Source organism: Pseudobacteriovorax antillogorgiicola (assembly GCF_900177345.1).
GTDB classification, from domain to species: Bacteria; Bdellovibrionota_B; Oligoflexia; order Oligoflexales; family Oligoflexaceae; genus Pseudobacteriovorax; species Pseudobacteriovorax antillogorgiicola.
This window is the reverse complement of the sequence record NZ_FWZT01000006.1, coordinates 20,600-34,127: the sequence shown is the minus strand read 5'-3', so window position 1 is coordinate 34,127 and position 13,528 is coordinate 20,600. Positions and strand designations below refer to the sequence as shown.

Here is a 13,528-nt window from a genome sequence, read left to right as displayed (position 1 = left end):
ATGATCAGCCGCCGTAAAATCATTAAAAATGTGAGTGCGAGTGCTTTATTATATCCCCTTGCTGGGGTTTTCAACGAAACCCAAGCCTTCGGCCAAGAAGGTCAGCAGAAGAGGGCCCTTTGTCTCTATTATCCTGATGGCTCCATTGCCAATAGTTTCTTTCCCCAGTCTATGGATAAATTTCCCGTGATAACGGCACCTTTACAGCCATTTGCGGCAGATATAAGCTTTATCAAAGGCTTGTCTTATCAGACCAGTGGTTCCCACGAAGGAGGTGCTCGGTTTTGCTTCACCGGAACCAATAATGCTGCCGAGCGATATTCACTAGACACGTTCCTGGGCGATCGTCTGGGTGGCAACCCGGCCGTGAAATGCCTTCGCCTTGGGGTCGCTAGTGGCTTCCAAAATGGGGTGGATAAGGGGATTAGCTACCTGCAATCGAGTGCTGGAGCTGTGATCGAAGATCACCCAAAGAAGGCATTCTATGGAATCTTCACCGGTGGTATGGACCCAGGAGATCAAGATAAGGCTACAAGTGCCGATCGAAGCATCCTTGATTTTTCACTAAGTCAACTAAAAAAGCTAAACACGCGACTAGGGAATATCGAAAAAGAAAAGCTAGATAATCACCTCACCGCTCTGCGAGAGCTTGAACGGCAGATTGATCAACAAGGCAACATTTCCTGCAGCCCCACATTCGATAGCAGGGGGATCGATTTTCCTGATAGGGAAACCAGCTGGCCACCGACGCATCAGATCAATGATCACTTTGGTAAGATTTCAGAGATGATGATTGATATTATGGTGGAAGCTCTTCATTGTGGTGTCACCAACTCGGGATTTTTGCAGTGGTCTCACCCAGTAAGCCCCACCCAGTTTAACTTTGCCGGCGGTCCCGACATCTCACGTGGGCATCACGATATGTCTCATTACGGAGGAGACGAAAACGGGGCCATCGCTGAACAGTTTAAAAAGGCCCAGCGCTGGCATAAGGAACAGATGGCCAAGCTGTTTACCAAGCTGAAAGCTCGCAAGGTGGGCGATAAGAGCCTATTTGACACTATAGCAATTCTCGCAACGACGGAGTTAGGTGACTCAAACCTCCATGACTTCAAGGATATCCCTTGCTTCATCGCAGGGGGAGCTGGCGGTGCCCTTCGTCAAGGCCAGTTGCTCCAAAAGCAAACGTCTTACAACCAGCTTCTGACAACCATGGTCCAAGCTATGGGCATCAACCAGGATCATTTTGGTGATCCACAATTGGGTCGAGGTGCTATCGAGGAGCTATTGGCTTAAAGGCTTGGATCAAAAGTGACCATGACGCACTCAATCGTTTACGCGTCGTGGTCACCTACCTACTCATAAGAGCTAAACAAATTGTGGGAACGTTTCGCTAAATGGGATACTGTCAAAGCACTGGATGTTGCCAAAGATAGGAACTCCCGTGTGTAAGATTGTAACGATACTTATGACGTTCATGTCGGGCTATGGTCTGCTTGGTCAAGAGCAGATCAAAACTATCGAGCTGAGCGCGCCTCTTAAGCCTCCTTATTACTTTAAGGGGCCGAACGGTGTCACAGGACTGATTGTCGACTTCACCCGCTGTCTGTTTGATGACTCTGGCTACCAAGCTCAAATTTCAATTTCTCCTGTAAGCCGCATCCTTGAAGATGTTCGGTCGAAGCCCGGATCCTGTTCCATCGGATGGTTCCAAACTCCAGAGAGGTCGCAGTTTGCAAAATTCTCTGAACCCATCTGGCATGAAAATCAATACTCCGTTATCGTTCACAGTAAAAAGAAGAATTCAATCCAGTCAAAGCACGAAAGCTTTGAGAGCCTACTTCGCGATCCACATTTTCGAATGATATTTCCGAAAGGTGTTTCTTATGGACCAGCCATCGATCGATGGATGACCCACCTAAAGAGTAAAGAAGTCGTCACAGGAAACTTCCGCCAAGTGATTGCCATGCTTAGCCTCGGTAGGGCGGATTACGCCCTAGTCAATCCCCCGGAGTGGGAGTTCTATCACAAGCAAGTCATGCAAGGGCGCCCCACAAAAACATTGGATTTCCTCTCTTTTCCAGATCTGAAACAAGCTACAAGCCGCCACATCATGTGTCACTCAGAAAGTTCGCAGCAAACTATTGCGACGATTAATACCTTGATCGACGCGCGAGCAGAAATCTGCAACACCATGGCTCGAAAGAATCAGGAAAGGCACTTTTGACGGCCTCCCGCCACTAAATCGCTTGCGCGTTTCTAGTGGGGGATTCCTGTAGCACTTCAGCCACAGCGATTCCCGCCCGAATCGGGAGCTGTTCAGCACAGGGCAACCAGCTCCTTAGACATACAGGCTTCACAGGCGTTGCCCTGATGTAATTTAACGACAAAAGGATCTGCTTTGAACAAACTTCTGATCGCCGTAACCGTAGCCTCCTTAATCTTTATCTGTAATTACTACCTTCTGGGTTACATTCAAATCTTAGCCCGCAAGAAAAACTACATCCGCGCAGGCTATTGGCTTCGCCTTTCGTTTATACCACCCACCGTAGCTATGATATTAGCAACCACAGCTCACTTTAGCTTTAGTGAGCTATTGAAGTCCTGGTTCAACTGGGTTGCATTTTATCGAGTCCTTGTGATCGCAGCTTGCGTCTGGTTTGCTTGGTCTTTCTTTCAGATTATTTTTCAGTCTATCTACCTAAGACTAGACGTAACAAAATAAGACAATCTAAAAAGTCGCAAGATTCACACCCAGATGCTGTTCGTGGAACGTATCATTGATATAGGGATCGGTTTTCTAGGATTTATTGCGGTGTTATTCACCTTCGACGAGTGGTACGAAATTGGACGTAGCTTGTTAACATCGGCCGGAATCTTATCAGTGATCATCGGTTTGGCAGCACAAAAGTACCTTGGAAAACCTAATCTCTGGATTCCAAATTGCGTTTACCCAGCCCATTCGTATCGACGATGCTGTGGTAGTCGAGAACGAATGGGGCTGGATTGAGGAGATCACACTCACCTACGTCGTTGTCAGAATATGGGATCTGAGGCGCCTGGTTTTGCCTATATCCTACTTCACTGATAAACCTTTTCAAAACTGGACGAGAAAGAATGCCGAGGTCATTGGAACGGTTAACCTAAAGGTGGACTTCAGTATCGATGTGGATGCAATTCGCCAGGAACTAGATCGTCTTTTGGAAAGCACAGATCTATGGAATAGAAACGTTAACGTTGTTCAAGTTACAGAAGCTGATGAGCGATCAGCCACGATTCGCATATTGGTTAGCTCGCAGAACTCACCTCGATGCTGGGATCTTCGTTGCCTGGTGCGAGAGCATATGATTCGCTTCATCAGCACTCAGCCGGAATATCAATCGCACCAGATATGGCGCGACCGGCAACCCCTTAGTCTTTAACTTGATTCAACTCGGCGAGAATCAAGTCTTCAGACTCAATCCAAAGCTTTACGTCAGCAGGCAAGGGATGGTTATCATAAGGTACCTGGCAAACATCATTGAGAACCTTGGGATCAACAAAACCATTCTTATAGAATGCTACCCTCAGATAGCCTTTGGCATGAATCCCCTTGTTAGACACGATTCGCTGCTCAAAATAGATAAAGCGATGGTCGTGGCCAAGGATCTTAGATTTGATGGTTACTTTCTGAAAAGGCTTGATTTCACGGCGATAGGTCACTTTCGCCCCAAGGACCAAAGGAGCGATTTTCTTACGCCGACAGTAGCTAAATAGCCCTGACCGGAGGCTGATATCAAACCTTGCAAGTTCCATATAGACGAAATAACGAGCCGTATTTACATGGATGTTACTATCACAGTCTGTGGGCCAGCTGTGAAGGGAAAGCTCGAACTCTTGATTAAAGCTCTCGATTTTTGAGCGATCCGAACGAAAGGCAACAAGTAAATGACGAAGAAAGTAGCTAATCACGACAGTAAGACCTCTAATTTGTTAGGATGGAGCCTCAATTAAACAATCGTTCAATTTGAATAAGGGCCCCATTATCACCCTTCCCTATCGGTAATTACTATCATTTTATTTAAACAAATGTCCGATTTTTTAATAAAACTATTCAATTTTGAGTACTGAAACTCTATCTAACTATATTAACTGATATTTATAGAGGCCAAGTAAAATATTAATACTACAAATTAGTAAACTAGACTGGCAGCAACTCACAAACCTCTCGATAGGAAAGTAAGCGGGGTAATTTGATTCGATGACTCGCCGATACGTATAATAGAAGTTTGAAGTGCTTAGGGAGATTAGAGATGAAGAAAATTCTAATCGCAGATGATAGCGAAGAAATGATCGATTACTACAAAGAATGCTTTGCAGGAATCGATGCTGAGTTTCAGTTGAAGACATTCAAGGACCCTACCCAGGCCTTGGAGTGCTTTAAAAAGGAAGTATTTTCACTTATTATTACAGATATTATGATGCCGGGCATGAACGGCTTTGAACTCCTGAAAAAGATCCGGGAGCTGGATAGTTTTACGACGGTGTTGGTTGTTACAGGATACCTTAATGCTATTGATGATGCTATCATTCTCGACCCTCATACCTTTGTTTCCGAAAAACCAGTAGCCATGGCTGAACTAAGAAGCCTTATCTCGTCTCTTATCACCATCGATAAGATATCCAATCGCCGTCGCGTTCTGATCGTTGATGATTCACGAGCTGCTTTATTCGTTCTTTCTAATGCACTTAAAAAACATGGTTTTGATGTCATAGAAGCCAATTGTCCATCAGATGCTCTGGAAAAGGCGCAACGTTTTTCAGAGATAAATTTGATTATTACTGACTACGAGATGCCCGAAATGAATGGTGTAGAACTTGCCGAGAGTTTCCTTTTTGAAAGGGGTAATCCTCCTGTTATCGTCCTTTCAGCTAAATTGAACGTGAAGGTTAAAGACCCGAAGAAGGCTAATATTAAAGCCTGGGTACCAAAGCCCTACAAGATAGAAGTGATTCTAGATACCATCGCTAAGGTAGCTTAGGCGACTCAAACGAAACTTTCTAGTTTTACGACTAGCTAGCTTTTTTATCTAGCTTAGACTTCTTTCGTTGATTCAAATCGGCGAAAGTTTTCCGCCAAGAGAAGAAATCCGATTCGACTTTTTCGACCGCCTCTCGGATAAGAGCGGTCTTCGGTGGTTTAACAAAGATATTTCTACAGCCTAAACGAAAGCAATTTAGCGCCAAAATAAAACCATCATCCCCCGTAAGTACAAAGGTTTGTACCCCAAGGTTGAGAGCATTGATCTGACGGACCACATCGTCACCCTTCATCTCTTCCATATGAACATCTGTAAACACCGCATAGTACCGGCCGGTGCAAATCGCTTCTAAAGCAATATTTGGATTGGTAAAATAGTCCACTTCGGTCTCATCGCTTGCGCAGCTCTTAACCAGAGCTTGAACAAATTGGGCTTGAATTTCCACATCATCGATCACAGCGATACGCAGCTGTCCTGAAATTACTTCGAGCATACGAACCTCCCTCATACTATGCCTTTATCGGCAGTAAGAATGAAGGGCTTCGCTAAACTATTTAAATCTTTCGTTTATATCATAATTGTTGAAAATATTTGCCAGAAAATTGATCGATTTGACAACACCTGTCTACAGCCTGGCCCAAGCTCTTGGTGATCAGAAACGGAATCCTAGTAACTTATGACTTGGCCTAAAGGCTGCAATGCTTCTGGCAACGACAAGGACCAAGTTGTTGATGTTGCTCAAGCTGTACTTACCCGATCTGATTTTGGAGTTGTTATGAAGTTATTGTACGTTGCTGCCCTATTGTCCGTTGTTTCCTGTGCTGGTGATAAAGATAAGAGAAGTGGCGCGGAAGCTCCCCAGGAAAATCCAGAATCCACAGATGTTCCTGTGACAAGCGATGTTGTCCAAGAACAAACTCCCGTTGAAAATACTGAAAGCAACGATGACTTTATAGAAGACGAGCAAGGTCCCTCGAAGGGGGATGATGGCGAAGATAAGGGCTCCTGTATAGAACACGTTATCAATTTCGATTATGATCCCAACGGCAATGCCCTAGCTGTTGGTGAACGTATTGAATCGCAGTACCAAGCTTGGGGTGTGCACTTCGAATATGATGTCTATAACCAAAGCAAAGACTGGGGCATCACGTTTGATTCAGCAAACCCAACCGGTGGTGACGATGACCTAGGGATCGACGTTGGCAAATCTGGAAAAGATGATTTCAACGGCAATATATTAATTCTTGCTGAAGACCCAGAGCTTCACGGTAGTGGTTTGGTGAAAGATCCAGATGACAATCGTGACGGTGGAAAATTTATAATCAAGTTCGACCAAGCTGTCGAAGTCAAGCGTTTCACGTTGATCGATAATGACAACAATAAGAACGAAGACCAAGGTAAGGCTATTCTATACTCATCTAGCTATATTAAAGGTGACGAGGATAGCGAAACTAAAATCAAACTTCCTCACACAGGCAACAAGGATATTGCCATTGTTGATGACTTCGCTGGAATGCGTGGCGAAAAACTTATCATCAAGTTTCCTGGCTCTGGAGCGATCGATGATCTTGTGATCTGTAAGTAAAATAGGATCTTTAAAATAGTTTCGTTCTCCTAGTTTTTGCTGGGGGAGCTTTTTTTATGACTATGTCTACGTTGCGTTGTAATCAACCGTGTCATGATAAACGATTCGAAATGATATCTATTGATTTGAAATTATGCGAACCTAAGCAATAATCTCCTTATATTTCCCATCTAAAATTAATAGTTGAGTTTGGCCAACTCAAATAATATAAGGCTTCTCGTTAATAGGAACCTTATAGCTTATTAAAGAAGGAGAGTTGATGATGAAACTTTTTAATTGCGCTTTAGTCATGGGGCTGGGTATTGCTGGTATCGGTAGCTACGCGAATGCTGACACTTGTTCCAGGTATGAAGGAACAACGGGAACCTACGTAGATTTCAACGATGCGGCTTTCAACAGTGCGTATCGCAGTCTATGGGTCAACGTGCAAGCTGACGAGCCAACTGCACTAGCTGGCGATGCCTCCCTTCTAAACGATATCAAGGCTTTTGTTGCCGATGAAGATCGTTTTGGAGACCTTAAGCTTGTTTTAGCTAAGGCGGACAAATCAGCTGATGGCGTATTAAACCACTTCAGCGGTAAAGTTGCTGACAGCATTCTAGATTGTTCAGTGGCGTATAAGCTGACTTACGCTATTCAGGCAGATCTGAACCTTAGATTTGCTGCTGATGGCTATTACCCAAGTCTGAGCCTGGAAGGCTCTGATGCTCTTGAGTCCTTTTTCAATTCCAACGATCGCGAGCAAGCAATTCAGGCTAAACTTGAAAATGCCCTAAATAATGGCTCTTTAAGAGCCATGGTATCGAACGCAGGTGGCGATTACGGGCTCTACTATTGGGCACAGACGAACCTCCTATTGGTCGACAACGCTGGTCATGTCGTAGTAATAAGCTATGAGACTGGTGATTAATTTCATGTCTAAGAGCTAGCCAGAAGCTAGCTCTTATTCAAGCAGCAGAGTTATAACCCTTAAGATCATTAGGGTTCAGCAACGATTCTATTCTATCGAGAATATTTGATCACGTATCTGAAGCTGCTCTTCAATAAAGCAAACTCCCGAATTTAAATGGGATTCGACTTTTTTCAAAAAGATAACGATACAGCATCTTACCTTGCAGCAACTGCTGCCACATCTTGACGTCGGAGCCTTTCTCCTATTGTATTCTCCTAATCGGGCTGATAGATTTTTCTAGTCTTGTTTAAGGGGGTTACAATGGAGTGGTGGATCAGTTTCTTATTTTGTTTCACAGCCATGGAATGGGTTGCTTGGTTTCTTCATAAGTATGTGATGCACGGATTTCTATGGAGCCTACACGAAGATCATCATGTACCACCGAAGGATCGAAAGATTCAAAAAAACGATTCGTTCGCCCTGTTTTTTGCCGTTCCGAGTTTCTTTGCGATCTTATTTGGAACCATTTATCAAATTGATTATCTTCAGGGTGCCGGCTACGGCGTGACCGCCTATGGCCTCGTCTATTTTATTATTCACGAAGTCGTGATTCATCGGCGCTGGAAATTTTTTAACATGTCTGGACCGTATATCGAAGCGATTCGATTAGCCCACCACCATCACCATCAGGTCCAAGGCAAATATGGCTCATTTAATTTTGGCATGCTTTTACCTCCATTCGTTTATTTCAGGTTGCCTCCAGATGAGCTAAAGCGAATGCAGCGGGACCGCATCCATTAGGCATGGGTACATTAATTTTCGGAAAAAATCCGTTACTTTACGTTGGTCTAGCTCTAAACACCATGTATGATACAATTGCATGAAGCAGCAGTATTATTCACAGCAGGAGTTATTCATGAAAATTAAAGTCTTCACAGTTAGCCCTTATGACAGTATTAGCCATGCCCATAACTTGATGAAGCAAAATAATTTTCGACACCTTCTTGTGACAGATGGTGGTAAGCTTCTAGGCGTCATATCGGATCGAGACATCATGCAGGTCGCCGATGTCGATGAGCACGGGGTACTCCATACGCCCCACAAAACCATTGATGATATCATGACAGCAAATCCTGTGACCATATCCACCAAAACGACTGTTGCTGAGATGTGCAAACTGATGATCGATAAGCATATCGACTGCCTACCAGTTGTCGAAGGCGACAAGATCAAGGGCTTAGTTACCTCCTATGACCTGTTGAGACTCTTGTCAAAAATTGAGGATAAACACTTCCAAAGCTTTCCATTCGGCTTCGAGATGCCGGACGACGACGACTAAACCACAGCAACACGTAAAAAAAGAGGAAACCTGAAAACAGGCTTCCCCTTCAAAAGCTTTTACTTATCCACTATCAGTCTTCTGTGTCCTCGCTGGAAGAGGACCGAAGAAGATCGATTATGTTCCGATTTTTTCGAATATAGGGAGAATCGACAGCATGACGTTCGTAGGGCTTGTCATTTTCTTTGGTCATATACGTCTGGAAACGAGAGGTTGAAAGCTTAACAGCTTGTGTTTTCAGAAGGTTATGATTTAGATTTTCCACAAATTCTCCTTTGCATGCCTTAATGGCTCGCTACTTATATCCCATAACGGCGCACATGGGAAGTATAAAATTAGGATATCAATCATTACTGAGCCTTATGGTGGCATATCAGTAAATTTTCAACGACGTACAAGAAATCTTTCCAATCTTTCATATTTTCACCTAAGTCTTTTTTCAAGTTTGCCCCTCAATGAATCGAAACCGTCCATGGAACGGAAACGATTCAAACTAGAGGATTTTTCTAATGACACGACTGATAGCCCTTTTCTTGGCCACCTGCTTTCTTACCCTGTCTTGCGGTGAGGAGGAGGAAGAGGAAGCCACAGGCTCAATTAAGATTTCGATGACGACTACTGGCACGCCCAGCAGTAGCTCTCTTAACTTGCTCAGTACAGCTGCTGACTTTCGGAACTCATCTATAGCCTCTGGTGCTCCCGATAGCATGACGATCTATATCCAAAAGATCGCTCTTCAGCAAGGAAGCACCGGATCTCCTTATACAGTTTTTTATGACGAAGCAGGCAAGGGTATTAAAGTTAGTTCTGGTAAGGTTGATATCAGTCAGCTGTTCACAGTTTATGAGTGTATTGGTAACGATGGTATCCCTGTAGAAGGTTTAGAGTGTCCCTGTGGTCTGGATGACGATGATGCTCCGGTCGAATATAACGAGGATGGGACCTGCCCAGGAGAGGGTACCGATGCCGTAGGTATCGCGCCAGCATCGGAGGGAACCTACGATTACATAGCGATCGACTACTACCAGCGAGCGAAAGTCACAGGATGTGTAACAGGAAACTTCTCTTCAACGAGCGACTCGGGAGGGGCCGATACCCAGGGGGAAAGAACTTACTGCACCCAGGAATCCCTTCATACCTTTCAAAGTACTCAAGGGGCAGCATCCGCGAGCGAGTTTGAGAACGTAACGGCACAGGAAATGAACCTACAAGTCTCTCTTGGTAGTGATTTAACTCAAGACGAAACCGAAACCATCTCCTATAAGTACCCACTCTCCGAATCAATCACGGTGTCTGCAGATAGTTCGCCAACAATGACGATGGTGATCGACACGAATCGTATGCTTCGCTTTTACAATCAGAATGTTACCCAATCGATTAACCCTGGTGTCCCCAGCGATCGCTCGTTCTTTTTCAACACCGTATTTGACTATTCGGTGTTTGCCTTCGTTGGATCTCCAGGAGATATTCGAGGCTTTCAATGGTGGACCGATGCTTGCTCAGGAACCGTCACTGCTGATCGACTCTGCGCAGACTCGGGCAATGTGCAAACGGTCGCTGGTTGGTTAACCGTCGTCAAAGACTCTTCTGGAACACCTCTGGTAGCTGGTTTTATGCCGGATGATGATAACTCTTGGACGATAATAAAAGGTAGCAACAAGTCGGCAGATGGGCTGGATGCAGACGCGTTTACAGCAGATGGAGCCAACTATAATATTGGCTTCAGCTTAGGCACTGACGGTGCAGGAACCATCTATGGAGCAAATCTAGATGCGGATCTCAATTCAACCCAGGAGATTACATTTGAAGGGCTGCAGTCATCCTATGGAAAGCTCTACTTGAATCGCCAGCTGTAGAGACTAGCAAAGGGAAAAAAAACGCTGGTGCGTGATAGCACCAGCGTTTTTTCATATTAACGCCGCACTGAAACAGGCAGATTTAAATAAGTTTTACCTTCATCTTGCTCAGGTATCTGGCCCGCATCAATGTTTACCTGGACACTCGGTAACAAGAGGCGAGGAGCCTTCAGAGTTTTATCTCGTTCCGTTCGCATAGTCACAAACTCATTTTCAGGAGTACTCGCTTTCAATTGAATGTTGTTAGCCTTCTCCTCACCAACTGTCGTCTTGAAAGCTAGATCTCGACCACCTGGTTGATAGTCATGACCGACATAGATTTCGATCTTATCGTCCAGAGTGTAGATCTTGTTATGTACTGAGTTATACAGATCTTTTGCAGATCCAGCTGGAAAATCACAGCGGCCAGTACCATAGTCTGGCATAAATAAAGCGTCGCCTGTGAATAGCGCCTTTTCTTCGAAAAGGTAGCTAGCACATGCTGGGGTGTGACCAGGAGTAAAGATAACTCGGAATTTCAGAGTACCCACTTCCACCAACTCATCGTCCTTGAGTAGGCGATCGAATTGCGATCCATCCACGGGAAAATCTACTGGCTTAGAGAAGATCGGCTTGAATGTTTTTTGCACCAGCTTGATATTTTCCCCGATAGCAACTACTGCCTGCGGATAGAACTCCTTAAGGTAGTGTGACGACGATAGATGGTCCGCATGAGCATGAGTCTCAAGCACCATCTTCACCTGCAAACTTTGTTTGTCGATGAACTTTCTCAAGATCTCCGTAGACTCAAAACTGACTACCCCTGAGGCTGGATCGAAGTCGAGGACTGGATCGATGATCACGGCATCCTTTGAATGTTCATCATAGACGACGTAAGTAAGAGTATAAGTTGCTTCATCATAGAATTCTTGAATTTTCATTTTTCAAACCTCCCAAGAATTGGTTTTGCAATGTAGTGAAACAAGGCCATTCCCACAAGCATAGAAACCACAAAAAGCAGAACAGAACTTCCCATAGATGGAATTGCGACAAGCGCTGGGCCCGGACAAAAGCCACCCAACCCCCAACCGACACCGAATATTATGGAACCAACGATTAGCCTAGAATCGATATCCTTCTTAGTTGGAACATAAAACTCACTGTCCAAAACCGGGCTGTCGCGACGCATGATGAGGCGATAACTGATTGTGTGAACAATAATCGCGCCCACCATGACCAGCATCAACGCGGGCTTCCAGTCACCGAAGATATCGAGAAAGCCGATAATGTTTTCTGGAAGTGTCATTCCAGAAACTCCTAAACCTAAGGCAAACAACACAGCAGATACAAAACCAACGAGCAGCTTCATGATCGTCCTCCTTTAGTTGGCAAGTGCCACAGTTACGATGCCAGCACCCATAAAACAGAGCGTTGCAATCAGTGAGCGAATCGAAAAGCGACTCATACCGCAAACCCCGTGGCCGCTCGTGCAACCACTGCCCAGTTGGGTTCCGAAGCCAACTAGGATACCAGCCAACCCTACCTTGGCCATCGTAGGGATTTGACTCGACTCGTTAGGCATTCTTTCTGGTAGAATAAAGCTGACCAGTACTCCCCCAGCGATCAAGCCCAGAATCACAACTGACTTCCATACGAAGTCATGCTTCTGGGGCGCAACCCAGGCCGCTAGGATGCCAGAAACTCCAAAAACACGTCCCTTAAATAGAAGAAACAGAGAGGCGGATAAGCCAATTAAGCCGCCTCCGAGTAGTGCCATTAGATATTCATTCATGCTCTTAACTCCTTCCAAATTCTCATCCACATTGCGAGTTATTTCACGTTTCGTTCCACCGAGTAGCGAAAATAAAACCTATTTTAATTCAATTACTTACAAAAGTGTCAGCCAATTTTATCCGAGCGAATGTTAATATCTGATATAATATTATTAATCTATTATGAAACATAATTGCTGTCTTAAAAATCCATTCCCAGTATTTTCAGCAGGTTAAGAGATGGCACTGATCTTGGAATATATCAGGCAGACGAAAGGAGGTGCCCATGGAAATCTTAGCTTATCTATCGTTATTACTAGTCGGAATGACTCTCTCTATCATTGGTGGTGGCGGTTCCATTTTAACAGTCCCCATATTTGTGTACTTATTTGGGCTCGCGGCAGACGTATCCACCAGCTACTCTCTATTTATTGTAGGACTATCAGCTGCTGTAGGAGCATTTCAATATTACAAGGAAGGGCTCATTAACTTCCGTGTGGGAGCAACATTTGCGGCCCCAGCATTTTTAGGAGTTTTTCTCGTCAGGCGGTTTGTAGTACCTGCGATTCCTGATTCCGTCGATCTCGCTATTATTGAATTGACCAAGGACCAACTGATACTCAGTGTCTTCGCGATTATTATGCTACTCGCCTCGGTATCCATGCTTCGAGGTCGAAAAGATCCAGGAATCCAACAAGGCGACAGTAAGCCTCCCCTCAACTACCCTCTCATTGTTGCTGAAGGACTTCTCGTCGGTGGGGTCACAGGCTTCGTTGGCGCAGGTGGTGGATTCTTAATCATCCCAGCCCTTGTGATCCTAGCCAAGCTACCCATGAAAGAGGCCGTAGCCACATCATTGATGATCATCACGATCAAATCACTGCTTGGATTCACTGGTGACCTAGGACAAATTCCTATTGATTGGACTTTTTTGCTGAGCAGTTCAGCTATCTCAGTGCTCGGTATCATCGTGGGCGGCCGTATTGCCAAACTTATTCCAGGAGAAAAGCTAAAAAAAGGTTTTGGAGTATTTGTGCTTATCATGGGTACTTTTATGATCTTACAACAACTTGCAAGTTAGGAG

The 13,528-nt window shown here is 44.7% G+C and carries 17 protein-coding genes; 11 read left to right on the top strand and 6 right to left on the bottom strand.

The window, feature by feature from the left end; genetic code table 11:
• The 4 genes from B9N89_RS09530 to B9N89_RS09515 all read left to right on the top strand — a co-directional run bounded on the left by B9N89_RS09530 (position 1) and on the right by B9N89_RS09515 (position 3,422).
• On the top strand, positions 1–1,296 hold the full coding sequence (locus B9N89_RS09530; RefSeq protein WP_132318072.1) for a DUF1552 domain-containing protein: 1,296 nt from the start codon (positions 1–3) through the stop codon (positions 1,294–1,296).
• 148 nt (positions 1,297–1,444) lie between these two features.
• Positions 1,445–2,227: a transporter substrate-binding domain-containing protein gene (locus B9N89_RS09525; RefSeq protein ID WP_159455267.1), complete on the top strand. Its 783-nt coding sequence runs from the start codon at positions 1,445–1,447 to the stop codon at positions 2,225–2,227.
• A 174-nt stretch (positions 2,228–2,401) separates the two neighbouring features.
• Positions 2,402–2,725 (top strand): hypothetical protein, encoded by a 324-nt coding sequence (locus B9N89_RS09520; protein ID WP_132318076.1) that lies wholly within the window; start codon positions 2,402–2,404, stop codon positions 2,723–2,725.
• A gap of 190 nt (positions 2,726–2,915) precedes the next feature.
• Positions 2,916–3,422, top strand: coding sequence for a mechanosensitive ion channel family protein (locus B9N89_RS09515; RefSeq protein WP_132318078.1), 507 nt, complete (start codon positions 2,916–2,918; stop codon positions 3,420–3,422).
• On the opposite strand, the gene B9N89_RS09510 is transcribed toward B9N89_RS09515, so the two are convergent.
• Entirely contained in the window at positions 3,412–3,951 is a 540-nt protein-coding gene (locus tag B9N89_RS09510) for an acyl-CoA thioesterase (RefSeq protein WP_159455266.1), read from the bottom strand. The two genes, B9N89_RS09515 and B9N89_RS09510, sit on opposite strands and share 11 nt — an antisense overlap.
• Before the next feature lie 341 nt (positions 3,952–4,292).
• Here B9N89_RS09510 and B9N89_RS09505 point away from each other — a divergent pair, with 341 nt between their 5' ends.
• Positions 4,293–5,021: a response regulator gene (locus B9N89_RS09505; RefSeq protein WP_132318082.1), complete on the top strand. Its 729-nt coding sequence runs from the start codon at positions 4,293–4,295 to the stop codon at positions 5,019–5,021.
• Positions 5,022–5,052: 31 nt separating this feature from the next.
• Here B9N89_RS09505 and B9N89_RS09500 read toward each other — a convergent pair whose 3' ends face one another.
• Positions 5,053–5,514 (bottom strand): response regulator, encoded by a 462-nt coding sequence (locus B9N89_RS09500; protein WP_159455265.1) that lies wholly within the window; start codon positions 5,512–5,514, stop codon positions 5,053–5,055.
• A 183-nt stretch (positions 5,515–5,697) separates the two neighbouring features.
• Here B9N89_RS09500 and B9N89_RS09495 point away from each other — a divergent pair, with 183 nt between their 5' ends.
• The 4 genes from B9N89_RS09495 to B9N89_RS09480 all read left to right on the top strand — a co-directional run bounded on the left by B9N89_RS09495 (position 5,698) and on the right by B9N89_RS09480 (position 8,837).
• Positions 5,698–6,606 carry a hypothetical protein gene (locus B9N89_RS09495; protein WP_132318086.1) on the top strand — a complete coding sequence of 303 codons (909 nt, stop codon included), beginning with the start codon at positions 5,698–5,700 and terminating at the stop codon, positions 6,604–6,606.
• Positions 6,607–6,868: 262 nt separating this feature from the next.
• Entirely contained in the window at positions 6,869–7,516 is a 648-nt protein-coding gene (locus tag B9N89_RS09490; protein WP_132318088.1) for a hypothetical protein, read from the top strand.
• Positions 7,517–7,819: 303 nt separating this feature from the next.
• The gene (locus B9N89_RS09485) at positions 7,820–8,299 is read left to right on the top strand and encodes a sterol desaturase family protein (protein ID WP_200820687.1); all 480 of its coding nucleotides are present in this window, start codon (positions 7,820–7,822) and stop codon (positions 8,297–8,299) included.
• A gap of 115 nt (positions 8,300–8,414) precedes the next feature.
• Positions 8,415–8,837, top strand: a complete 423-nt coding sequence (locus B9N89_RS09480; protein WP_159455263.1) for a CBS domain-containing protein — start codon at positions 8,415–8,417, stop codon at positions 8,835–8,837.
• A 73-nt stretch (positions 8,838–8,910) separates the two neighbouring features.
• Here B9N89_RS09480 and B9N89_RS09475 read toward each other — a convergent pair whose 3' ends face one another.
• Positions 8,911–9,102 (bottom strand): hypothetical protein, encoded by a 192-nt coding sequence (locus B9N89_RS09475; protein ID WP_132318092.1) that lies wholly within the window; start codon positions 9,100–9,102, stop codon positions 8,911–8,913.
• A 244-nt stretch (positions 9,103–9,346) separates the two neighbouring features.
• On the opposite strand from B9N89_RS09475, the gene B9N89_RS09470 reads away from it, so the two are divergent.
• Complete coding sequence (locus B9N89_RS09470) at positions 9,347–10,693, top strand: hypothetical protein (protein WP_132318094.1); 1,347 nt, start codon at positions 9,347–9,349, stop codon at positions 10,691–10,693.
• A 56-nt stretch (positions 10,694–10,749) separates the two neighbouring features.
• Here B9N89_RS09470 and B9N89_RS09465 read toward each other — a convergent pair whose 3' ends face one another.
• From B9N89_RS09465 to B9N89_RS09455, 3 genes are read right to left on the bottom strand one after another with little or no spacing between them, the layout of a single operon-like run.
• Positions 10,750–11,613 carry an MBL fold metallo-hydrolase gene (locus B9N89_RS09465; protein ID WP_132318096.1) on the bottom strand — a complete coding sequence of 288 codons (864 nt, stop codon included), beginning with the start codon at positions 11,611–11,613 and terminating at the stop codon, positions 10,750–10,752.
• The gene (locus tag B9N89_RS09460; protein WP_132318098.1) at positions 11,610–12,041 is read right to left on the bottom strand and encodes a DUF6691 family protein; all 432 of its coding nucleotides are present in this window, start codon (positions 12,039–12,041) and stop codon (positions 11,610–11,612) included. The genes B9N89_RS09465 and B9N89_RS09460 overlap by 4 nt, the downstream gene beginning before the upstream one ends.
• 12 nt (positions 12,042–12,053) lie before the next feature.
• Complete coding sequence (locus tag B9N89_RS09455; protein ID WP_132318100.1) at positions 12,054–12,464, bottom strand: YeeE/YedE family protein; 411 nt, start codon at positions 12,462–12,464, stop codon at positions 12,054–12,056.
• Positions 12,465–12,730: 266 nt separating this feature from the next.
• Here B9N89_RS09455 and B9N89_RS09450 point away from each other — a divergent pair, with 266 nt between their 5' ends.
• On the top strand, positions 12,731–13,525 hold the full coding sequence (locus tag B9N89_RS09450; RefSeq protein ID WP_132318102.1) for a sulfite exporter TauE/SafE family protein: 795 nt from the start codon (positions 12,731–12,733) through the stop codon (positions 13,523–13,525).
• Positions 13,526–13,528 lie beyond the last annotated feature (3 nt).

Excerpts from the sequence above, each read along its gene's own strand:
- B9N89_RS09530 (WP_132318072.1), top strand. The coding sequence starts at position 1 with ATGATCAGCCGCCGTAAAATCATTAAAAATGTGAGTGCGAGTGCTTTA.
- B9N89_RS09505 (WP_132318082.1), top strand. The coding sequence starts at position 4,293 with ATGAAGAAAATTCTAATCGCAGATGATAGCGAAGAAATGATCGATTAC.
- B9N89_RS09500 (WP_159455265.1), bottom strand. The coding sequence starts at position 5,514 with ATGCTCGAAGTAATTTCAGGACAGCTGCGTATCGCTGTGATCGATGAT.
- B9N89_RS09495 (WP_132318086.1), top strand. The coding sequence starts at position 5,698 with ATGACTTGGCCTAAAGGCTGCAATGCTTCTGGCAACGACAAGGACCAA.
- B9N89_RS09490 (WP_132318088.1), top strand. The coding sequence starts at position 6,869 with ATGAAACTTTTTAATTGCGCTTTAGTCATGGGGCTGGGTATTGCTGGT.
- B9N89_RS09485 (WP_200820687.1), top strand. The coding sequence starts at position 7,820 with ATGGAGTGGTGGATCAGTTTCTTATTTTGTTTCACAGCCATGGAATGG.
- B9N89_RS09480 (WP_159455263.1), top strand. The coding sequence starts at position 8,415 with ATGAAAATTAAAGTCTTCACAGTTAGCCCTTATGACAGTATTAGCCAT.
- B9N89_RS09470 (WP_132318094.1), top strand. The coding sequence starts at position 9,347 with ATGACACGACTGATAGCCCTTTTCTTGGCCACCTGCTTTCTTACCCTG.
- B9N89_RS09465 (WP_132318096.1), bottom strand. The coding sequence starts at position 11,613 with ATGAAAATTCAAGAATTCTATGATGAAGCAACTTATACTCTTACTTAC.
- B9N89_RS09460 (WP_132318098.1), bottom strand. The coding sequence starts at position 12,041 with ATGAAGCTGCTCGTTGGTTTTGTATCTGCTGTGTTGTTTGCCTTAGGT.
- B9N89_RS09455 (WP_132318100.1), bottom strand. The coding sequence starts at position 12,464 with ATGAATGAATATCTAATGGCACTACTCGGAGGCGGCTTAATTGGCTTA.
- B9N89_RS09450 (WP_132318102.1), top strand. The coding sequence starts at position 12,731 with ATGGAAATCTTAGCTTATCTATCGTTATTACTAGTCGGAATGACTCTC.